The following is a 21617-nucleotide window of genomic DNA, read 5'->3' on the forward strand; positions in this document are numbered from 1 at the left end:
GCACCCCGCACCCCGCACCCCGCACAGCACACCGAGGTCGCCAACTGATGAGTACCGCAGCCGCTGTTCCCGACGCACCCGACGGGCCCGCACGCTCCGCCGCCGGCACCGGCACCGGCACCGGCACCGGACTGTCCCTGCGCGGGCTGAGCAAGGAGTTCAAGCTCGGCCGGCAGCGTGTCCCCGCGCTGGCCGGCGTCGACCTCGACACGAGCGAGGGTCAGTTCCTCTCGCTGCTCGGGCCGTCGGGCTGCGGCAAGTCGACCGTGCTGCGGATCCTCGCCGGGCTCGACAGCCCGACCTCCGGTACGGCGCTCGTGCACGGCGAGGCCCCGGAGGAGGCCCGCAAGCGGCACCACCTGGGCATCGCCTTCCAGGACGCCGCGCTGCTGCCGTGGCGCTCGGTCGCCGCCAACATACGGCTGCCGCTGGAGATCAGCGGCATCAAGGCCGACCCCGCGGCCATCTCCGACCTCATCAGACTGGTCGGCCTCGAAGGCTTCGAGAAGGCCCGCCCGGCCCAGCTCTCCGGCGGCATGCGGCAACGCGTCGCGATCGCCCGTTCGCTGGTCGTCGACCCCAAGGTGCTGCTGCTCGACGAGCCGTTCGGCGCCCTGGACGACATGACCCGGCAACGGCTCAACCTCGAACTCCAGCGCATCTGGCAGGCCCGCGCGGTGACCACCCTGCTGGTCACCCACTCCGTCAACGAGGCCGTGCTGCTCAGCGACACCGTCGCCGTCATGTCCCCCCGGCCCGGCCGGATCGTGGAGGTCGTCACCATCGACCTGCCCCGGCCGCGTACGCCGGAGATGATGCGCACGGCCGAGTTCCACGCGTACGCCGACCGGTTGTCGGAACTCCTGTTCGGCCACGCGGACTCCACCGGCGACATCTCCGCCGACGTCTCCACCGACATCTCCGCCGACGTCTCCGCGCCCGCGGCGGAGGCGTCATGAGTGCCCGGCGCTCCGCCTGGACCGGCGGGGCCCTCGGTATCGCGGCCCTGCTCGGGGCGTGGTCGCTGCTGTCCACCACGGTCTTCGGCCCGGGGGACGGCGTACCCACCCCCTGGGCGGTGGTGGCGAGTGTCTTCGACGACGGCTGGACCTTCTACGGCCCGCATGTCAACCAGACCGTGGGCGAGGCCCTGACCGGGTATCTGCTCGGCAACGCCCTGGCGCTGGGCCTCGCGGTGCTGGTTCTGCTGGTGCCCGTACTGGAACGGGTGGTCACGCAGATGGCGGTGGCCTCCTACTGCCTGCCGATCGTCGCGATAGGCCCGATCCTGTCGCTCGTCCTGGACGGCGACAAGCCGATGGCGGCGATGGCCGGACTGTCGGTCTTCTTCACCACTCTCATCGGCGCGCTGCTCGGGCTGCGCTCGGCCGATCCGGCCTCGCTGGACCTGGTACGCGCCTACGGCGGCGGCCGATGGCAGCAGCTGCTGCGGGTCCGGCTGATCGCCGCGCTGCCCAGCACGCTGGCCGCGCTCAGGATCGCCGGGCCGGCCGCGCTGCTCGGCGCGATCATCGGCGAGTACCTCGGCCGCGTCGACAGCGGGCTCGGCATCGCCATGACCATCGCCCAGCAGCAGCTCGACGTGCCGCGCACCTGGGGCATCGCCCTGGTCTCCGGCGCGGTGGCGGGCGTCGCCTACGGCGCGGTCGGGCTCGTCGCCCGGTACGCCCTGCCGTGGTCGCGCACGACGACAGTGGAAGGCGGAGGAGCATGAGCACCGCGAGTCAGACGCGAACGGCCCCCGCGTTGCGCTTCGCGGCGGGCGTGCTGCGCCCGCTGCTGAACGTGGTCGTGACGATGACGGTCGTCATCGTGCTGTGGATCGTCTTCCTGCAGATCTACGACCTGGACCCGCTGGTGGCGAAGTCACCGGTCGACATCTTCCACTACCTGTTCACGGACGCGGACGCGGGCGCCCACCGCTCCCTGGTCTCCTCCGGCCTGGGCCGCACGCTGCTCGACGCCGGGTTCGGCTTCGTCGCCGGGCTGGTGGCGGCGGTGGCGGTGGCGGTCGTCTTCGTCCTGGTGCGGAGCGTCGAGCAGGCGCTGCTGCCGATGGCGGTCGTCGTACGGTCCGTGCCGCTGGTGGCGATGACCCCGCTCATCACCCTCGTCTTCGGGCGCGGCCTGATGGCCACCACCGTGATCAGCGGCCTGATCGTCTTCTTCCCCGCCCTGGTCACCATGACCTTCGGTCTGCGCTCGGCCTCCCGCCAGGCGGCCGACCTGTGCCGCGCGTACGGCGCCGGGGACTGGACCGTCGCCCGCAAGGTCATGCTGCCCAGCGCGGTCCCCGCCTTCTTCGCCAGCGCCCGCGTCGGCGTCCCGGGGGCCCTGATCGGCGCGATGCTCGCCGAATGGCTCTCCACCGGGAAAGGCCTCGGCTACGCCATGCTCAAGGACTCCGCCCTCTTCGACTACGACCACCTCTGGGCCTCGGTCGCGGTCCTCACCGCGGTGTCCGCGCTCGCGTACAACGTCATCGCGGCCGTTGAGGCCGTGGCCCTGGCCCGCTTCGCACCGAACATCCGGCCGGGCACCTGACCGTCCGTCCTGTCCGCCGTTCGGCTGTGCGCAGCCGTCCCGTCAGCGACTCAGGAAGGCGCCCGGAGCGCGTCCACCGGTTCCATCCGATCGCGCCCACCACCAGCGAGACCGGGCCGAGGACGAGGAAGAGGCCGTCGACGTCGCTCTGGACGCCGTCGCGGGCCTTGGTCTGTCGGGCGGAGCCACCACGGCGAGGGACTCCTCCTGCCCCGGGACCAGGGCGATCGGTGCCTGGCGTGCCACCTGCCGGGCCGCGCCGAGCGCGGTGTCGATCAGCACCCGGGTGACGCTGCCCTGACCTTGTCGGGCGAGTGAGCGCCGGGCCGCAGGGGCCGGGCCGTGGTGCGGCCGCGGCCCGGTCCCCTGCGGTGTCGCGTGACGTGGTCAGCCGACGGTGGCCCTGCTCTGCATGATGAACGCCGGGCCGGAGGCCGGCTTGATCGTGGTGGAGGTCTTGGTCACCGCGGCGTCGCGGACCGTCAGACCGGTCTTGGCGCTGATGGTGACCGAGGACAGGGCCAGGCCGGTGATCGGCCGTTCCGGCACGCCTATGATCTGCCCGGCCGTCTCGGCGCCGGTCGCGGTGACGCGGGCGATGGTGATGCCGTGGTAGTGCGGCGTGGTGCTGGTGATCGCCTGTGCGGCGTCGCCGTCCGCGGGAACTCGCGGGTAGTACTGCGTGATCAGGATCGGGGTCCTCACATCGGTCATCGTGAGGTTCCTGTACGTGATGTCGTGGATGTCGCCGCCACGGTCCCGCGCGGTCTTGATCCGGACCCCGGCGCTGGTACCGGTCAGGGTGTTGTCGTGGATGTCGATGTTGTAGATGCCACCGGCGGTGTAGCTGCCGATGGACAGTCCATGGCCGTGCAGGATCACGCAGTCGCTCAGCGAGACGTCATGGGACGCGCCCGCCGCCGAGGAGGCGATGGCGATGTTGTCGTCCCCGGTGTCGATCGTGCTGTTGGTCACCGCGACGAACGAGGACGCCCATACGTCGATTCCGTCGGTGTTGGGCGCGTCCGCCGGCGCCGAGATCGTGATCCGACCGATGTCGACCTTCGTCGCCTTGTTGAGGCTGATGTTGACGTTCGGGGCGTTCTTCAGCGTGATCCCGGTGATCTTCACGTTCGAGGTGTCGGTGACGGAGATCAGACCGGGGCGGGACGGCTGGGTCTGACCCGCCTTGATCGCCGCCCAGGTCTTGGCCCACCACGGGGCGCCCTGGCCCTCGATCGTGCCCGCACCGCTGATGGTGAGGTTCCGCACGCCGGTCGCTCCCAGCAGCGGAGACCTCCTGGTGCCCGACAGGGGGTAGTCCTCCGGGTTCTGTGAGGCGAGCAGGGTCGCTCCGGAGTCGATCGTGAAGGTGAGGTCGCCTGGCAGGGTCAGGGCGCCCGAGAGGTATCTGCCACTGGTCAGTTCGACCGTGCCCTTGCCCGCGCAGGCGTTGATCGCCTTCTGCAGGGCCACGGTGTCCTTCGTCCTGCCGTCGCCCTTCGCCCCGTAGCCGGTGGGCTTGCAGACGGTGCCGGTCGCCGGGGTGGCCGTGGCGGTGGTCGTGGTGGTGGCGGTGGTCGTGGTGGTGGCGGTGGTCATCGGGTTCCAGCCGTCCGACCCGGCCAGGTACTTCGCCGGGGTGTAGGCCGCCGCCTTGGATTCGCTCAGCTGCGGCCGGTCGGAGTTGACCGTCGCTCCGGGGCCGGTGTTCCTGTACTCGCTGAACCGGGCGTTCTTCCACAGGGAGGTGGACATGTCGGTCCATGGCTGGCCGGCGTCGACGGACGACCCGAGGGTGGACTCGCGGAAGAGCACCTGAGCGTCCTGACGCCACGGGCGACCGAGGTCGCTCTTCCGCCCGGTGGAGTCCCCGGTGATGTTCGACTTGTAGAAGAGGAATCCGTAGGCGCGTGTCGCCGGGGTGCCGGCCGCGGTGATGACACCGCCGTTGCCCAACTGGTGGATCTCGGACCGGTCGAAGACCGCGACCCCGCCGCCGTAGATGAAGTCGACGGTGCCTTCCACATAGGACTTCTGGACGTAGGCCCGCGCCGCTTCGTTGACCAGGAGGGTGTCCTGGTGGCCGAGGAGCCGCACGTTCGTGAGGACCGCGCGGTCCGCGGACAGGCTCAGCGCCAGCGCCTGGCTCGTACGGACCGTGTTGTCGTAGTCGTTGGACATGGTCAGGTTCGTGGCCGAGAAGTCGTGGCCGTCGACGCGCACGGTCGCGCTGCCGAAGGTCCCGTACGTCGTCCCGTCCGGCTTCTTGACGCTCGCCCCGTGGTTCTCGACGATCACGACGTCGGAGGCGGTGGACCCGAGGCCCTTCAGCGTCACGTAGGGCTTGCTGCTCGGGACGGTGACGATTTCCCGGTAGGTGCCCTTCCTGATGGCGACGGTCACCGGCTTTGTGTTGTTCGCCGGGATCCGGTCGATCGCCGCCTGCACCGTCCTGACGTCACCGGAACCGTCGGCGGCCACCGTGATCGTCGTGCCGGAGGCCGCCGGCGCCGCGGCCGATGCGGGGGCCTTGGACGATGTGGTGGCCTTGGGCGATGCGGTGACGGGGGTCAGCTTCCAGCGCTTGTTGCTGTTGGTGGTGCAGGTCTCCTGGACGACGGCGGCGCCTGGCGCGGTGCTCGCCTTCGCGTCGGTGACGCACAGGCCGCTGCCGACGTTGACGATCTGGAAGGTGCCGCCCCGCGCCGCCTTCAGCGTCCACAGCTGGTTCGCGTGATCGGTCCCGCAGCCCCACTGCTGCAGCCGGGTCCCGTCGGCGGTGGAGGCGTCCGGGACGTCGAGGCACATCTTGCTCGCGGCCGACGTGATGTTGAACCGGCCCGATCCGCGGTCGACCAGGGTCCACTGCTGGTTGCTCTGCCCCGGAGCGCAGCCCCACTGCTGGACCTGTGTGCCGGGGGAGGAACCACCCCCGACGAGATCCAGGCACAGGCCGCTCCTGGCGACCGCCAGGCTGTACGTGCCCGCCTTGACGTCGGTCGCCCGATCGCCGGAGCCTCCGACGACGTTGGCCGCCGTCGCGACGCCGCCCAGGACGACGAGGGCCGCCACACCGGCGGGCGCCGCGATGCGCCACCGGGGTCGCTTGCTTCGGGCCCGCTTGCCGCGTCTGAGGTTCATGTTTCCTCGGTTCCTTTCTCCGCTGTCACCACGGAGACCGCCCACCACGACGACCCATAACAGGAACCCGCACACGAGTTTCACGTCCTCGTCCGCCGGGGGCTGGATCTTGACCCGCCGGGAGCGCGTGTCATCATGACCGCCCTTGGCGGGGAACGACTCTGTGAGGAAAACGTGCACGAGGTTTCGGCGCCGCTCACAGCGGTGCGTCGGTCGGGGACCGAGCTGGTCGAGGCCGCCCGATCCGGTGACACCGACGCCCGGTCCGCCCTGTTCCAGGAGTATCTGCCCCTGGTCTACAACGTGGTCGGGCGAGGACTGCACGGGCACCCGGACGTGGACGACGTCGTCCAGGAGACCATGCTGCGCGCGCTGCGGGCGCTCCCCGGGCTGCGGGAACCCGAACGGTTCCGGTCCTGGATCGTGGCCATCGCGATCCGGCAGATGTACGACCACGGACGGCGGCGCAAGGCCTCCACGGTCCATCAGACACCCCTGCCCGACACCGGCGACATCCCGGACGCCTCCGCCGAATTCGCCGAACTCACCGTGGACCGGCGCACGTTGGCCCGCGCGGGCAGTGATCTGCTGGAAGCCGGCCGCTGGCTCAGCGACGAAGAACGCCGGACGATGGCACTGTGGTGGCAGGAAACCGCCGGTCAGTTGAGCCGCGCCGAGGTCGCCACCGCACTGAACCTCACCGTCCCGCACACCGCGGTGCGCATCCAGCGGATGAAGGCCAAACTCGAACTGGCCGTCGGCGTACTGGCCGCGTGGCGGGCCCGGCCCCGGTGCCCCGGTCTCACCTCACTGGCAGACAGCGGCGGCCGGGCCGCGCCCGGCGCACGGGTCCTGACCAGGCTCGACCGGCACGTGCGGGACTGCCCGCACTGCCAGGCGGCGGTCAGCGCCCGGAGCTCGATCGACGATGTGCCGATCCGGCTCGGCGGGCTGGCGGTCCCGGCCGCGCTGGTGGCGGGAATCCCCGGCCTCGTCGGCCAACACGGTCTGGCACCCGGCGCGTTGGCCTCGCTGTGGCGCGCCGTCCACCACGTTCTGGGCCGAGTTTCGGCCAAGTCCGCCGTGGCCGTCGGCGCCGGCGCGACGCTGGTCGCGGTCACCGGCCTCGGGATCCACCAGTACCTGCCGGATGCCACTCCGGCGCCGCGTGCCCCGGCTCCGGCCCCGGGCGCGAGCGCCGCACACCGTCCCGGCCCGACGGCCTCCGCTGCTGTCCCCGCCCTCTCCGCCTCCGCCTCACCGACTGCTCCGGGCACCTCCCCGGCCGCCGGCGCCCGCGCCTACTCCGGCGTCGCGACCGCCGACTACTACGTCGCCCCCGGCGGGGACGACACCAACCCGGGCACCCTTGCCCGGCCGTTCGCCACGGTGACCCGGGCCGTCTCCGCGACCAGGCCCGGCCAGACGGTCGCCGTGCGCGGCGGGACGTATCAACCGGCCGGGACGATCGCCCTCAGGACCTCCGGTACGGCGGACCGTCGGATCACGGTGAGCAACTACCGCGACGAACGCCCCGTGTTCGACGGTGCCCGGTTCTCGGCAGGCACCCCGTTCGTCGTCCAGAGCGGCGCTTACCTCACCGTGCGGGGGCTGGAGATCGTGAACGCCCCCGACATCGCCTACGCCTGCGTGTCCTGCCACGACGACGTCCTCACCCGCCTCAGCGTCCACGGCAGCGGCCGGATCGGGCTTCTCCTCCACGGTGCCGGAACGAGCGACAACCTCGTGCTCGACAGCGACTTCTTCGACAACCACGAGTCCGGGTCCAGTGGCGGACGCGCCGACGGGCTGGTGTTCGGGGACGGCTCGGGCGTGGGCAACCGGGTCCAGGGCTGCCGGACGTACGACAACTCCGGCGACGGCACGGACGTCAGCGGCTTCGCCGGCGCCGTGGCCGTCGAGCGCACCTGGTCGTTCGGCAACGGCGTCAACCGCTGGGGCATCGCGGACTTCTCCGGCGGCGGCAGCGGCTTCAAAATCGGCGGCGGTACGACCGACCAGGTCGCCCAGACCGCCACCGACAGCGCGGCCTGGGACAACGCCGGCTTCGGGTTCACCGAGTTCGGCGACAGGGGAACTCCCCGGCTGACCCGCGACACGGCCTACCGCAACGGGGCGGCGGGCTTCGCCTTCGTCCACTCGGCGGCGACCCTCCAGCACAACCTCGCCCTGGCGAACCGTCCCGACGCGTGGCTGGGAAGCAGAGCGCGGCACACCGGCAACTCCTGGGATCAGCCGGGCTGGACGACATCCGTCCTGCACCTCACCGACTCCGTGACAACGACCGCCCCACGCGGGTCCGACGGAGGCCTGCCCCCGACACGGTTCCTCACCAACACGCGCGACGCCACGACGGGGGCCGCGATGTCGTGAACAAGCTGCTCACGACGCTGCTGACCTCGCGGTTCTCGACGATCTCCGTACCCCGTCCCCGATCAAGTACCCCTTATACACATGTGCGATGATCCCGCTCTCACATACGGGAGAAACAGGGCTCCATGCCATCGCACAAACGTCATCTCTTCCTGACCGCGGCCGTCGCCGGCGCAGTGGCCCTCACCGGAACCGTCGTGGCGCTCCCCGCAGCCGCCGCGTCCGACACCGGTGTGACGACCTCGCTGCCCGCGCGGACCACCTCCGTACCGGCGGCCGAGCAGGTGTCCGGGTCGGGTCAGGCGGTCGTCTGGGAGCAGACCACCTCCGCCGACACGCGGCCCCACGGCTGGCTGTCCGTGGCGGGCGGCACCCCGCAGGACCTCGGGGCACTGGCCGACATCGCCGACAACGTCACCATCGACGCCGTGTCCGTACAGGACTCGGTGGTGGCGACCGCCACCACCACCAACCCCGACGGCGCCCTCGCCGACCACGTGACCCTGCGCCACCTCGACACGGACGCCCACGAGACGTTCGCCGTGGCGTACGACGGTTCCGGTCAGCCGGGCGACGAGCGGTACCGCGCCCAGGCCGGCGACGGCATCCTCGTACAGCAGGCGTACCGGAACGACGACTCGGACTATCGGGTGCGCCTCGTGCTGCGCGCCTCCGACGGCGACCGCACCCTGCTGTCCGACGACGAGCAGTACACGGTGCTGGCATCGGACGCCACGGGCGCGCTGGTCCTGCGCCGGACCGCGCCCGGCTGGGGCTACCGGATCGTCTACGTCGACTTCGCCACCGGCACGACGGCCACCGTCGCCGAGCCCAGCACCGACGAACTGCCGCAGGGCCTGGAGTTCACACCCTCCCACTTCGGCGTCATCGACGGCGCGACCCTGACCGAGTGGCAGCGGTCCGCACCCGGCGACAGCCCGGCGACCGTCACCCTGCCCACCGACAAGGCCCGCTGGATCAGCGACGACACCCTGGCCTGGTACACGTGGAATGCCGACGGCAACGAGCTGTACGCGATGTCCCGGGACGGCTCCACCGCCACCGCCGCAGACCTCGGCGGCACGTTCCGCGACATATCCGTGGGTGACGACGGCCGGATGCGCGCGTCGCTCTACCGGCCCGACGTGGACGCCGCGATCCAGACCCTCACCGCCGGCCGGGTGTCCAAGGCTGACGGCGACGCCACGACGATCCCGGCCGGCCACGCGCGCCTGGACGCCCTGGCGCTGTCCGGCGGCACCCTCTACACCGCCGACGACTCCTCCCGCGCCACCGGTGTGCTGCTCTCCTCGGCGCTCACGGCCGGCCCGGCCGGAGCCTCGGCGACCACACCGTCACGCGTCCTGGCCTACTCGACCGGCATCGTGCACCAGACGCTGGCCGCCGCCGGACACCGGGTACTGGTCAAGCAGGGCGACGCCTATGGGGTCTACGACAACGGAACGCTGACCGGCGTGCCCTTGCAGGACACCTCCGACGACCAGGTCACGGACTTCGACGGCAGCCGCTTCCTGCTGTCGGACCGGACGACCCTGAACAACGGCACCCTGCGGCTCTACACCGTCGCGACCGGCGCGAGTGAGCGTGTGCCGGGCGGCTCGGTCCTCAACGGCGGCGCTCTCTACACCTCCGTGAAGGACGGCACCTCCAGCTGGTCCGTCCGGCGAGCCGACCTGACAACCGGCGCCACGACCAGCGTCGCAACGCTGGACTGCCAGCCCGGAGGCCTCCAGGTCCGCGGTTCGTGGATTCTGCTGACGGCCTGCGGACCCGTCGCCTCCACTCAGGGCCTGCTGATCAAGGCGGGCACCTCCACCCGTACGCCGGTGGACATCTCCGTGATGCCCCCGGTCCTCGGTACGAACATGCTGTACACCTACACGAAGGGCGCCGCTTCGGCGATCACCCTCAACGCCCAGGCGTTGGGCGTGACCGGCGCCACCGCGCGGGCCCTGTTCACCATCCCGTCGAGGGCCAACTCAGCCGCCGCCGAGCGGTGGACCGTGGACCGCGAGGCGCCGTGGGCCGCCTGGATGGACGACGCAGGCGTCACCCACGCCGTGTGGGCGGGCGTTCCGTCCCGCACCTCCGCCGCCTCCACCGTCCCCACCGGGTTCAGCCCGAACGGTGACGGCTCGTCCGACACCTGGGCGCCCGCCTGGACGTACGACCGCCCGGTGACCTGGACCCTCACCCTCAAGTCGGGCAGCACCCCGGTACGCACCCTGACCGGAACGGCCCCGGGCGGGAAGGTCACCCCGGTCTGGAACGGCGGCAACACCACGGGTACGGCAGCGGCCCAGGGCGCCTACGGCTGGACGCTCACCGCGAGGGACACGGTGACCGGCGAGCCGGCCGCCGACGCCACCGGCACCGTCGCCCTGCGCAGGACCGTTCCCGCCGCGTCCGTCACCTCGCCCACCCTGGCCGGTGACGCCTCGGCCGACGCGGTGATCCCGGTCAACTGGGCGGCGAAGACGGCGGGTGTGACCTCGTACGACGTCGGCTGGCGTGTCGCCACCCGTAGCGGCGCGGGCGTATGGAAGCTCGGTCCACTGCAGACCTGGCGCAACCGCACCACGGCGAAGTCGGCGGTGTTCGGCGCGTCCGGCAGCCCGGTCAAGCCGGCGCCCGGTCTGACGTACCGCTTCTACGTCCGCGCCCACGACGACGCCGGCCAGACCGGCGCGTGGAGCGCGGCCTCCGCGACCGGCGTGCCGGTCGACGACCGGTCCTCCGCCCTTTCCTACAAGGGAACCTGGACGTCGGCGTCGGTGACGTCGGCCTGGGCGAGGACCGAGCGGGTGTCCGCCAAGAAGGACGCCACGGTGTCCTTCACGGCCGACGGCACACAGCTGCGGATCGTGGCGACCCGCAGGTCCAACGGCGGCCGCTTCGCGGTGATCGTCGACGGGAGGACCGTGGGCACGGTGAACCTCTACGCCTCGACGACGGGCTACCGCAAGGTGGTCTTCACGTACACGCTCGGCACGAGGATCACCACCCACAAGGCCCAGCTGAAGGTCCTGTCCGGCAGCGCCGCCGGACGCTCCACCGTGAACCTGGACGCGGTCATGGTCACGCGTTGATGTGAACCCGCCGCACGGGACTGGTGGTGTGTTCTAGTCGGGCAGTGCCCGGGTGAGCACCTGGAGGACCGGCTCCCCGGAGCCGGGACGCAGTTCGCCGAGCTCGTCCCAGCCCCAGGCCCGGAACGCGGCCCGTGCCTCCGTGTGGGCGGGGTCGAGCAGTACGACCACCAGTTCCGGGCCGCCGGAGGAGAGCAGCCTCTCCTGGAGGCGGCCGGCGATCCCGCGACGGCGGTGTTCCGGCAGCACCATCAACTCCGCGATGGCGAACACCTTTCCGGAAGCGGTGAGTTCCTCGACCTCGTCGGGAACGACACCGACGAATCCCCGCCACCACGAGCCGTCGCGGTGCAGCGGATACCCGTAGGCCACTCCCGCGGGTTCGTTGTCGTCGCCGTCCTGGTCGTCGGCCACCACCATGTCGAAGCCCGGCCGCTGGACGTCCTCCACGAGCCGGACCAGGAAGCGTTCCCGGTTGGGGTACTCCTCGCCCGGGGGCTCCTCGTAGGAAGCCACGCGCAGGTCAGCCAGCTCCTCCCGGTCGCTGTCGGCCTGCCACCGGCTCAGCCTGCGGAAGAACACCTCGCCCATACCAGTCCTCTCGCCCGCGATGCCCGGCAGTCAGCCTGCCCCGCCGCCTCCGACCTTGTGCAGGACGCCTGTTCGGCTCGGTCACAGGACGAAGACGGCTGCCGCCCAGAGGACGTAGAGCACTGTCAGCGGCGGGCCGAGCGGGAGGCCGTGGTCGCTCACCGGGCTCTCCTCGGTGGGGCGGAACTCCGGGTGGGTGTGCATGGCGGAGATCTCCTCCGCGGCCCTGACATACGACGGGCGCAGGCGCAGACGGCGTTCCATCCAGGGCCAGCCCAGGGGCGGCGCCCATGTCCTCCCGCCGACGCCACGTATCTCCAGGACACCGCCGCCGGTGTAGCCGACCCCGCGCAGCTCTTCCCAGGTCACCTGGCGGACCTTGTACGCCCCGACCAGCCACAGCCCCGAACGGTCGGCGGTGACACGCCAGTTGAGGAAAATCGCCAGCACTCCCGGCGTCCAGACCAGCCCCAGCAGCGGCAGGAGCGCGCCCACCCCCAGGTCGTCCGACACGGACTTGATCACCCCCGCGACGAACACCGCGCCGAGCACCGCCACGCACCGGGCGAACAGACCCGGCCCCCAGCGCACCGGACGGCCGGCCGGCCGCATCGACGCCGCGATCCGCTCCACCGGCTCCGGGTCCCGCTGCTCGACGGAGTCCTCCTCCGGCCATACGAGCTCCGGCCCCTTGCCGCCCGTGGGCAACCGCGCCGGACCGGCCGTGAGGAGGACCGTCGAGTCCCCGTCCCAGTTGGCGGTGACGAGCGCCAACTCGCCTGCGTCGCAGGGCAACCCGTACAGCACGGCTTCCCGCAGCCGGGTGTCGACAAGGGGCCCGTCCTCGTCGTCCTCGTCCCCCTCGGGCTCGTCAGGGGGACCGTCCTCGGCGTCCTCGGCGTCCCTGTCGCCGGGGACCGGGTAGGCGAGGCAGCGCAGCAGCGGCGTACGACCGTCGGTGTCGTCTGCGGCGTAGATCCAGGTATCGACGTTGTGGTCCACGCGTTGCAGTACCCGCAGTACGGAAACCGGCGCACGGCGCAGCGCGGCGGCCCGGCGGCGGGCCAGGACGCCGACGACGAGGAGGGTCAGTCCCGGCAGTCCCGCGGCCAGGGTGAGGAGTTGCCAGCCGAAGGCGTCGTACGGCTCGGCGGCGAGGCGGCTCCAGTCGCCGTCGGACAGGACGGTCACGGCACTCCCGGTGTCGTAGTCGTCGGGGAAGCCGGCGTCGACGGTGAGCTTGGAGCCGTCCGAGGCGCGGACGCGCAGCGTTTCCTCGCCATGGCCGGTGACGACGGCCGACACCGATTCCGCCCTCGCGGCCCGCTGCTCGTCCTGGTGAATGCCTCGCAGGCCGAGCCCGACCGTCACACCGGCGACGGCGCACAGCAGGAGCCCGGCAACGATCGGGACGAGTCCTCGGCGCAGCGGACCGATGCCGTCGGGGAGGGTGTGCCGTGCTCCTTTGGCGGTCTGTTCGACAATGCGCCGCTGCCGGCGCCGCAGAGCGAGCCGCTGCCAGGACGCGGCCCAGCCGAGGGCGAGGGCCACGATCACGGCGGCGTTGGCGGCGTCGCCGGTGGCGGGCTGAGGGAACTCCTCCGTCGCCACGAGGACAGCCAGCACCGGTGCCGAGACGAGGGTGAGTTCCGGCAGTCGGAAGTACCACAGCAGTTGCACCACGGCGAGGCCCGTCTGGATCATGCCCAGCCAGTCCGGCCCACAGGGGGCCGCCACCTCGCAGGGCGGCTCCGGTTCCAGGAGGATCGCCGCGATCACGGTCAGCAGCAGCGCCAGTGCCGGCCACCGGGGCTCCGCCCAGCGCGGCAGACGGGGCTCCGCCCAGCGCAGGGCGTCGTGGGACAGCCAGGCGGGAGCATGCGGGGGTGCGGCTCCGGACGGCAGAGGAACGGGCAGATCGCTCACCCGAGCGATTATGCGGTCCGGGCGTTCGCCGCCGTCGGGCGGGACGGCCTGGAGCGCACGCCAGTTCTCGGCTCTCGCCCGGGGCCTGCCGTTCCCCCGGTCGGGCGAATGGACCTGGCGGGACGAGCAGCGCCCCGTGTTCGCCCGCTACAACGGCGGCTGACGCACGTACGCCGCCGGTACGAGCCGGCCGCACAACGCGAACCGGCCCGTTCACCGCTTCCTGCGGCAGTGAACGGGTCGGTGGCGTATCTGCGCCTGCGGGTCAGCTCAGGCCGTTGTACGCGTTCCATCCGGCGCCGATGCGCACCGGGGCGGCCAGCGTCTCCGAACCCGTCCTACCGGTTCCCCTGAAGAGGTAGAGGGAGCCGGAGGGGACCCGGGCGAGCAGGTCGGGATGGCCGTCGCCGTCGTAGTCGCCGGGGGAGATCAACTTGTCGTAGCGGTTCCAGCCGCCGGAGATCAGCAGTGGCGGAAGGTAGGGGATGGTCGGGTTGGCGATGGTGCCCGGCAGCAGGTACAGGTTGCCGGTCCTGGCGTCACGGGCGAGGACGTCCCCTTTGGTGTCACCGGTGAAGTCACCGCGGCCGACAACCGCGTTGTAGCGCTGCCAGTTGCCATGGAGCGGCGTCGGCTTCTGGAAGCTTCCGTTCCAGAGAATCCCGTAGGACCACAACCGGCCGGACGAGTCCTCGACCAGCAGGTGGGGCAAGCTGTCCGCATAACCCAGGCTGGAACGGGAGACGATCGCCTTGACCCCTCCCCAGTGGGAGCCGATCCGGGTGTACTTGTAGGTGGCGCTGTTCACCGAGCGCCTGGCCAGGAACACGTTGCCGGTGCCCTTGGCCCGCAGGACGAAGTCCTGGTGGCCGTCACGGTCGAAGTCGTCCTGGACCACGGTGTCGTAGTTGCTGAGGGAAATGGGCGCGGCCACACGGGACTTGTAGCCCGTGCCCGTCGAGGCGTACAGGTACGACCTGCCGGCCGGAGTCCGGGCCAGGATGTCGGCCTTGCCGTCCCGGGTCACGTCGCTGTTGCTCAGCTGGGCCGCCACGTCGGCGACGTAGTTGCCGAAATTGGTGACCACGTCGTACGTGCCCGGCACGTTGCAGTCCTGGGTACTGGTGCGCACGCCCAGATGCGAGATCACTCCCACCAGTAGGCCGTTGGGAGTCTCCACCACCGGGTCGCCCTCGTCCCCCACGCAGGCGGTCCTGCCCGTGGTGTCGTCACCGGTCCCGCCGGCGCCGACGCACAGCATGTGTCCGGGTACGAACGCCTGCGGATCGCCGGTGGCGGTGGCCAGCACGTCGGCACAGGTCCGGTCGGGAACGCCGTCCACGTCGATCCGCTGCAGGGAAACGCCCTGGTTGGAACTGCCCGGCGTCGAGTCGGTGTTGCCCCAGCCGTAGACGGTGACCGGACCCGCCCCCGCCCCGGACCCGGGGAGGGGGGATTGCCAGCCGTAGGCGCGGAAGTGCACGCTGACCGGTCGGTCCAGGGTGAGGATCGCCAGGTCGTTGTCGACGGTGAGGCCACTTGCGGTGGGCCTGTAGCCGGGCGCCAGCCACTGCGCGTGGACCTTCATCTCGGTGCTGGCCGGGGAGGGACCCGTGGTGGCCGAGCCGACCACCACCATGCCGTGCCTGGCCCAGTCCCGGCCTGCCACGCAGTGTCCGGCGGTGAGAATCTTGGTCGGGGAGATGGCCGTGCCGCCACAGAACTCGGCACTGGCCGTACCCGGTTGGTAGATGAGTTGCACGATCCACGGCTTGAACAGCGACTCGGTGGGACGGCCGCCGATGATGCGCGGCTTGGCCGTGCCGTCGCCGGTTCCGGGGCCTGCGACAGTGCCGGTGCTCGTAGCAGCTCCGGTGCTCGTGCCGGTTGCGGTTGCGGTGTCGGCCTGGGCCGGGGCGGCCAGGGCCAGGCTCGCGGCGCACAGGACGAGTGCGGTGAGCGGAGGACCGACGCGGGGACGCGACCGGCGGCCACCCCTGCGGAGAGATCTCATGTGACTCCTGCCTTCGCGTGCCATGGCATGGCACGGCGGGTCATGCGTACTCGGACAACTGCTTGACCACGTGTCTGTGGGCTCACGGTCAGCCCAGGAGGTTGTACGTGTTCCAGCCCTTGCCGATCCGGACCGGAGCGGCGAATGTTCCGGGGCCGGTCCGGCCTGTTCCCCTGACCAGGTAGAGGGAGCCGGAGGGGACCCGGGCCAGCAGGTCCGGGTGGCCGTCGCCGTCGTAGTCGCCGACGGTGAGGAGCTTGTCGTAGCCGTTCCAGCCGCCGGAGATCCGCACGGGTGCGCCGAAGGGCGTGGTGATCTCGCCGGTGCCGGGCAGCAGGTGGAGGTCGCCGGTCCTGGCGTCACGGGCGAGGGCGTCGGGGAAGCCGTCGCCGGTCAGGTCACCGTGTCCGATCACCTTGTTGTACCGGTTCCAGTTCAGCCCGGTCAGGAAGGGCTTGTTGAAACCCTGGCTGGGCTTGCCGGCGTAGACCCGGACCCGTCCCGCCGAGTCCTCGGACAGCAGGTCGGTGATGCCGTCGCCGGTGACGTCACCGGGCGCCAGCAGCGCTTTGACCGAGCCCCAGCCGGTGGCGAGGCTCGTGTAGACGAGGTGGGCGCCGGTCCATGGGTACAGCGGGCGCTGGGCGGTGAAGACGTTCCCGGTGCCCTTGGCCCGCAGGATGTAGTCCTGGTGGCCGTCGCGGTCCAGGTCGGCCTGGATCACCGTGTCGTAGTTGGCCAGCCTGACCGGTGCGGCGGCCCGCGTCCTGTACCCGGTCCCGGTGGAGGCGTAGAGGTACGACGCGCCGGCCGGGGTCCGCGCGAGAATGTCGGCCTTTCCGTCCTCGGTCGCGTCGGTGGTGTCGAGCTGCTGCTGGATCTGCGCGTAGTACGTGGAGATCTTCGCGAACAGGGGAAAGGTCCCCTGGTAGTTGCACGTCTTGCCGCTTGCCGGATCGCGCAGCGGCGAGATCAGGCCGATCAGCCTGCCGCCCGCCACCAGCGCGCCGCCCTCGTCGGAACGGCACGGGGTCTTGCCGGTGGCGTCGTCCCCGGTCCCGGGGGTGCCCGCGCACAGCATGTGCCCGGGGACGTACGTCGTCGGGTCCCCGTTGACGGCGTCGGTCGCCGCCGCGCAGGTCGCGTCGTCGTTCACCGGCAACTGCACCCCGAGGGGGTCGCTGGGCAGCGGGGTGTCGGGGTCGGCGGAGGTGCTGCCGTAGCCGTAGGCCACGGCCTTGGTGCCGGGCTGGTACAGAGCGCTGTCCTGCGGCCTGGCCATCGGCAGCGGGAGAAATCTGTTGCCGAAGACGAGCGGCGTACTCAGCGTCAGGACAGAGACGTCGTTGTCGTCCGTGACCGCACCCTCGGAGTACGCCGGATTCACCCACACCGACCTGACGTCCACGCTCGACCATCCCTGGTTCGAGCTCTCCACTCTGGTGCCAAGACCGTTCCTCGCCTCGGTCCCGCAGTGCCCCGAGGTGAGCACCTTGTTCGCAGCCACGAGGACTCCGCTGCACCGGAAGGATCGGCTCCCGCCGACGACCTCCACACGGACCATCCACGTGGTCATGTCCCGGTCGGTCGGGGTGCCGCCGACTATGCGCGGCGCGGCAGCGGCCCTGCTGGTGCCGCCGCTACCCGGGCCGGTCCCGGTGCCCGCGTCCGCGTGCGCGTGCGCCGGAACGGCCACGGCCAGACTCGCGGCGCACAGGGCGAGCGGGACAAGCGGTGCGACGGCGCCGGGACGGGCCCGTCGGATACCCCCGTTGAAGACTTTCATCTGACTCCTGTCATGTCGGAGCTGCACCGGGTGGGCACGAAACGCCCACGGAACCCGGCGGCGGGCTCGAACAACTACTCGACCACACAGCAACAGGACTCACCATCGGGCCCGGGGGTTGTACGCCGTCCACCACGCCCCGGAGACACGGCAGGAACGCGACAAGGGCCGGGGCCTCGCCGCGATCCGATGGGCAAGGTCCGAAGAGCTCGTTGTCCAGCAGAGCTCGTTGTCCGTCAGAACTCGTCCGTCAGAACTCGTCCGGCAGAACTCGTTGTCGGCGCGCTGCCGAAGAAGGGCTCTCAAGCACCCGGGCGGTCGACGCCCGCCCCGGTCGTCCGCCCGCCCTGGTGGTGCGCCCGCCCCGGAAGGTCCTGCTCGGCCCAGATGATTTTTCCGGCCTGGGTGTAGCGCGTGCCCCAGCGGCGGGTCAGTTGGGCTACCAGGAACAGGCCTCGGCCGCCCTCGTCGGTGGTGCGTGCGTGGCCCATCCGGGGGGAGGTGTTGCTGGCGTCGGACACCTCGCAGATCAGCTTGTCGTGCCGGATCATGCGCAGTCTGACGGGTCCGGTGCCGTGCCGGATGGCGTTGGTGACCAGCTCGCTGACGACCAGTTCCGTGGTCATCACCAGGTCGTCGAGACCCCAGCCGAGGAGGCGGCGGACCGCCAGTTCCCTGGCGCTCGCCACGATCGCCGGGTCCGTCGGCAGGTCCCAGGAGGCGACCTGGTCGGCGCCCAGCGCGTGCGGGCGGGCCAGCAGCAGGGCCACGTCGTCGGTCTGCTCGCCGGTCAGCAGGTTGTTGACGACCGCCGTGCACAAATCCTCGGGCGGCAGGCCGGACTGCGCGAGCACATCGCTGAGCCGGGACAGCCCGACGTCGATGTCCTGGTCGTTGGTCTCGATGAGACCGTCGGTGTAGAGGGCGATCAGGCTCCCCTCGGGGAGGGAGATCTCGGCGGACTCGAAGGGCAGCGACCCGAGGCCGAGCGGCGGGCCCGAGGGCAGGTCGGGGAAGGTGACCTTGCCACCGGGGGTGACCACGGCGGGCGGTGGATGCCCGGCCCTGGCCATCGTGCACAGCTGGGTCACCGGGTCGTAGACGGCGTAGAGACAGGTTGCGCCCAGTACCGCCGTGGCGATGGGCTCGTCGTCGCCGCCCTTCTCCTCCGTCAGCCGGATCACCAGGTCGTCGAGGTGGGCCAGCAGTTCGTCGGGCGGCAGGTCCATGTCGGCGAGCGTCTGTACGGCCGTACGCAGTCTGCCCATGGTCGCCGCCGCGTTGAGGCCGTGCCCGACGACGTCACCCACGACCAGGGCGACCCGCGCCCCGGACAGCTGGATCACGTCGAACCAGTCGCCGCCCACCCCTTCCCGCGCGTCGGTCGGCAGATAGCGCGAGGCCACCTCCATGGCGGTGCCGCCGTTCAGCCCCTGCGGGAGCAGGCTGCGCTGCAGGGCCAGTGCGGCGGCGTGCTCTCGGGTGTAGCGGCGGGCGTTCTCCACCCACACCGCGGCCCGGCCGACCAGCTCCTCCGCGAGCAGCAGATCGTCCTCCTCGAACGGCTGCGGATGTTCCATACGGATGAAGGTCGCCACCCCCAGCACGGTTCCGCGCGCGGACAGCGGCACCCACATCACCGTGTGCATCCCGTACTCCGCGATGCTCCTGGCCCGTGCCGGGTCCTCCGCGACCCACGCGGTGGTGACCGGGTCGAGGGACGGTTCCAGTACCGCCGTCCCGCTGGCCATGCTCGCGAAGTACGGCGACGACCTGGGCGCGTCGATCGAGTCGCCGGTGGCGATCACCGACTCCGGGCAGCCCTCGTGGATGGACTGCTGCCCGGCCCGCCTCAGCAGGTACTCGCTGCCGGCCGGCCCCGAACCGGGTTCGTCGCCGTGCAGCACCGCCTCCAGCAGATCGACGGTCACGAAGTCGGCGAGCCTCGGCACCGCGAAGTCGGCCAGCTCCTGCGCGGTCCGCATCACGTTCAGCGTGCCCCCGATACGGGCGCTGGCCTCACTGAGCAGGGCGAGGCGCTCGCGGGCCCGCCATCTGTCGGTGACGTCCATGCCCATGTAGCAGACGCCCAGCGGCTTGCCGTCGGGGTCGTCGAGCCGAAAGAAGGAGGTGGAGTACGCGTGCTCCTGATGCGGATCCGCCCAGGTCCAGCCCCGGTACTCGTAGTCGATGACCGGTACGCCCGTCTCCAGCACCCACCGCATCTGCGCTTCGAGGGCGTCGGTGTTCAGGCCCGGCAAGGAGTCCGACATCCGGCGCCCGAGCCGCTCCTCGCGCGGGACACCGCCGTAGCGCTCCAGGGTGTCGTTCATCCACACGTAGCGAAGATCCGGGCTGAGTACGGCCATGCCGAGCGGGGAGCGGGTGAGGAAGCCCTCGAGCACATCACCGCTGACGGCCCAGGTCGGGGCCTTCGACACGTCGATCGCCGAGACCAGCCAGGCCTTGCGGCCGTCGCTGTCTGCCATCGCGGTCACCCGCAGCCCGACCTCGACCCGGTGGCCGTCACGGTGCCGGACGCCCACCAGACCGCCCCAGCTCTCCCGGGTCGCGCACTCCTCGGCGACCTCGGCGGCCCGGGACGCGTCCTCGGGCTGGGCCAGCAGGGCGGCGGCCGAGCGGTCGAGGGCCTCCGCGGCGCCGTACCCCAGGAGGCGCTCGGCGGCCCCGGTCCAGCCGATGACCGTACCCTTCGCGTCGATCACCGCGGCAGCCACATTCGCCACCTCGAACGGTCCATGCGTTCCGTCCGGCGATACCTCCGTGGGATACATCATGAGCCGTCCCATCTGGCGGATGGCATATGGGCAATTCTATGACGTATCGCCCGGCGCTGCGCCTCCCGGACCCCCGCCCTCGGACCGCCCCTTCTGACTGCGGGCTCGCGGTCCCGAACCCGCGGCGGGGCCTATTCCTGGCCCTCGCCGGTCGTGAGCCGGGCGATCATCAGGGCCAGCAGGATGATCGCGCCGTAGATCGCCTGGATCCAGAAGGACGACACCTGCGCCAGGGTGAGCAGGTTCTCCAGCATGCCCAGCAGCAGGACCCCGAGCAGCGCGCCGGCCAGGGATCCCTTGCCGCCGTTCAGGCTGATGCCGCCGATGACGGCCGCCGCGAAGACGGTGAAGATCAGGCCCTGTCCCTGGTTGGCGTTGATCGCCCCGACCCGTCCGGCGATCACCAGCCCGGCCAGCGCGGCCAGCGTCCCGCCGATGACCAGGACTCCCCAGGCCACCCGGTCGACCCGGATGCCCGCGGCCCGCGCGGCGGGGGCGTTGCCGCCGACCGCGTACACCGCGCGCCCCAGCCGGTGGTAGCGCAGCGCCCAGCCGGCGACGGCGAAACAGGCGCCGGTCACCCACACGGAGAGGGGGATGCCGAGCCAGTTGTCGGACCCGAGGGCGAAGAACGCGGGGGGCGCGTCGAAGAGGGTCTTGCCGGACACCATGCCGACCAGGACTCCGCGCAGCACGATGTTCATCGCCAGGGTCACGATGAAGCCGTTGAGCTGGAGTCCGACGATCAGCAGCCCGTTCACGGCCCCGATCAGCGCGCCGGTGAGGGGGATGACCAGCAGGCCGAACCAGGTGGGCAGCTCGGTGCCGAAGCCGGCCGAGGCGGCCGGGAGCACGACCATGAAGCCGAGGGCGGGGGCGAGCCCCGCGATCGACTCCAGCGAGAGGTCCATTTTGCCGCTGACCAGGATCATCGCCTCGGCGAGCACCAGCAGCCCGAGCGCCGAGGAGGCGCTGAGCACGTTCAGCAGGTTGTCCCGCTCGAGGAAGCTGTCGTTGCTGGCCGCGCCGATGATCAGCAGCAGCACGACGGCGGGAAGCAGCGCGAGGTCGCGAATCCGCCCGAGAGCGAGCACACGGACGGGCCGCGTCGCGGCCCGCCGACCGGTCGCGGCCGGCCGACCCGTCGCGGCCGGCCGACCCGTCGCGGCCGACCCGCCACTGGTCGCCGACGGGCGACCACCGGGCGTCGACGGACGACCGCCGGTCGCCGCCGAACCACCACCGGACGCCGTCGGACCACCACCAGGTGTCGACGACCCACCACCGGC

General features: G+C 71.4%; 13 protein-coding genes. 6 read left to right on the forward strand and 7 right to left on the reverse strand.

Features of this window, described 5'->3' with window-relative positions:
* The first annotated feature begins 47 nt into the window (after positions 1-47).
* The 3 genes from ABZ855_RS25500 to ABZ855_RS25510 are packed head-to-tail and all read left to right on the forward strand — an operon-like array spanning position 48 to position 2565.
* On the forward strand, positions 48-959 hold the full coding sequence (locus ABZ855_RS25500; RefSeq protein ID WP_360810507.1) for an ABC transporter ATP-binding protein: 912 nt from the start codon (positions 48-50) through the stop codon (positions 957-959).
* The gene (locus ABZ855_RS25505; RefSeq protein ID WP_360810509.1) at positions 956-1735 is read left to right on the forward strand and encodes an ABC transporter permease subunit; all 780 of its coding nucleotides are present in this window, start codon (positions 956-958) and stop codon (positions 1733-1735) included. The genes ABZ855_RS25500 and ABZ855_RS25505 overlap by 4 nt, the downstream gene beginning before the upstream one ends.
* A complete protein-coding gene (locus ABZ855_RS25510) occupies positions 1732-2565 on the forward strand; it encodes an ABC transporter permease subunit (RefSeq protein WP_360810511.1) in 834 nt (277 codons plus the stop codon). The genes ABZ855_RS25505 and ABZ855_RS25510 overlap by 4 nt, the downstream gene beginning before the upstream one ends.
* A gap of 387 nt (positions 2566-2952) precedes the next feature.
* On the opposite strand, the gene ABZ855_RS25515 is transcribed toward ABZ855_RS25510, so the two are convergent.
* Positions 2953-5709 (reverse strand): pectinesterase family protein, encoded by a 2757-nt coding sequence (locus ABZ855_RS25515; protein ID WP_360810513.1) that lies wholly within the window; start codon positions 5707-5709, stop codon positions 2953-2955.
* A 174-nt stretch (positions 5710-5883) separates the two neighbouring features.
* Here ABZ855_RS25515 and ABZ855_RS25520 point away from each other — a divergent pair, with 174 nt between their 5' ends.
* Positions 5884-8103 carry a sigma-70 family RNA polymerase sigma factor gene (locus ABZ855_RS25520; protein ID WP_360810515.1) on the forward strand — a complete coding sequence of 740 codons (2220 nt, stop codon included), beginning with the start codon at positions 5884-5886 and terminating at the stop codon, positions 8101-8103.
* 125 nt (positions 8104-8228) lie between these two features.
* On the forward strand, positions 8229-11213 hold the full coding sequence (locus tag ABZ855_RS25525) for a hypothetical protein (RefSeq protein ID WP_360810517.1): 2985 nt from the start codon (positions 8229-8231) through the stop codon (positions 11211-11213).
* Positions 11214-11246: 33 nt separating this feature from the next.
* Here the strand turns inward: ABZ855_RS25525 and ABZ855_RS25530 are convergent, their stop codons facing one another.
* On the reverse strand, positions 11247-11804 hold the full coding sequence (locus ABZ855_RS25530) for a GNAT family N-acetyltransferase (protein ID WP_360810519.1): 558 nt from the start codon (positions 11802-11804) through the stop codon (positions 11247-11249).
* Positions 11805-11885: 81 nt separating this feature from the next.
* The gene (locus ABZ855_RS25535; RefSeq protein ID WP_360810521.1) at positions 11886-13730 is read right to left on the reverse strand and encodes a hypothetical protein; all 1845 of its coding nucleotides are present in this window, start codon (positions 13728-13730) and stop codon (positions 11886-11888) included.
* A 10-nt stretch (positions 13731-13740) separates the two neighbouring features.
* On the opposite strand from ABZ855_RS25535, the gene ABZ855_RS25540 reads away from it, so the two are divergent.
* Positions 13741-13893 carry a hypothetical protein gene (locus ABZ855_RS25540; protein ID WP_360810523.1) on the forward strand — a complete coding sequence of 51 codons (153 nt, stop codon included), beginning with the start codon at positions 13741-13743 and terminating at the stop codon, positions 13891-13893.
* Between the two features lie 102 nt (positions 13894-13995).
* Here ABZ855_RS25540 and ABZ855_RS25545 read toward each other — a convergent pair whose 3' ends face one another.
* The 4 genes from ABZ855_RS25545 to ABZ855_RS25560 all read right to left on the reverse strand — a co-directional run bounded on the left by ABZ855_RS25545 (position 13996) and on the right by ABZ855_RS25560 (position 21422).
* Positions 13996-15744 carry a trypsin-like serine protease gene (locus ABZ855_RS25545; RefSeq protein WP_360810525.1) on the reverse strand — a complete coding sequence of 583 codons (1749 nt, stop codon included), beginning with the start codon at positions 15742-15744 and terminating at the stop codon, positions 13996-13998.
* Between the two features lie 88 nt (positions 15745-15832).
* Positions 15833-17530: a trypsin-like serine protease gene (locus tag ABZ855_RS25550; RefSeq protein ID WP_360810527.1), complete on the reverse strand. Its 1698-nt coding sequence runs from the start codon at positions 17528-17530 to the stop codon at positions 15833-15835.
* 302 nt (positions 17531-17832) lie between these two features.
* A complete protein-coding gene (locus ABZ855_RS25555; protein ID WP_360810529.1) occupies positions 17833-20328 on the reverse strand; it encodes a SpoIIE family protein phosphatase in 2496 nt (831 codons plus the stop codon).
* Positions 20329-20459: 131 nt separating this feature from the next.
* Entirely contained in the window at positions 20460-21422 is a 963-nt protein-coding gene (locus ABZ855_RS25560; RefSeq protein WP_360810752.1) for an ABC transporter permease, read from the reverse strand.
* Positions 21423-21617 lie beyond the last annotated feature (195 nt).

The organism is Streptomyces sp. NPDC047042 (assembly GCF_040644035.1).
Taxonomy (GTDB): Bacteria; Actinomycetota; Actinomycetes; order Streptomycetales; family Streptomycetaceae; genus Streptomyces.

Coding starts and splice junctions, on each gene's coding strand:
- ABZ855_RS25555 (WP_360810529.1), bottom strand. CDS start 20,328: ATGATGTATCCCACGGAGGTATCGCCGGACGGAACGCATGGACCGTTC.
- ABZ855_RS25530 (WP_360810519.1), bottom strand. CDS start 11,804: ATGGGCGAGGTGTTCTTCCGCAGGCTGAGCCGGTGGCAGGCCGACAGC.
- ABZ855_RS25505 (WP_360810509.1), top strand. CDS start 956: ATGAGTGCCCGGCGCTCCGCCTGGACCGGCGGGGCCCTCGGTATCGCG.
- ABZ855_RS25540 (WP_360810523.1), top strand. CDS start 13,741: ATGCGGTCCGGGCGTTCGCCGCCGTCGGGCGGGACGGCCTGGAGCGCA.
- ABZ855_RS25545 (WP_360810525.1), bottom strand. CDS start 15,744: ATGAGATCTCTCCGCAGGGGTGGCCGCCGGTCGCGTCCCCGCGTCGGT.
- ABZ855_RS25550 (WP_360810527.1), bottom strand. CDS start 17,530: ATGAAAGTCTTCAACGGGGGTATCCGACGGGCCCGTCCCGGCGCCGTC.
- ABZ855_RS25525 (WP_360810517.1), top strand. CDS start 8,229: ATGCCATCGCACAAACGTCATCTCTTCCTGACCGCGGCCGTCGCCGGC.
- ABZ855_RS25510 (WP_360810511.1), top strand. CDS start 1,732: ATGAGCACCGCGAGTCAGACGCGAACGGCCCCCGCGTTGCGCTTCGCG.
- ABZ855_RS25515 (WP_360810513.1), bottom strand. CDS start 5,709: ATGAACCTCAGACGCGGCAAGCGGGCCCGAAGCAAGCGACCCCGGTGG.
- ABZ855_RS25500 (WP_360810507.1), top strand. CDS start 48: ATGAGTACCGCAGCCGCTGTTCCCGACGCACCCGACGGGCCCGCACGC.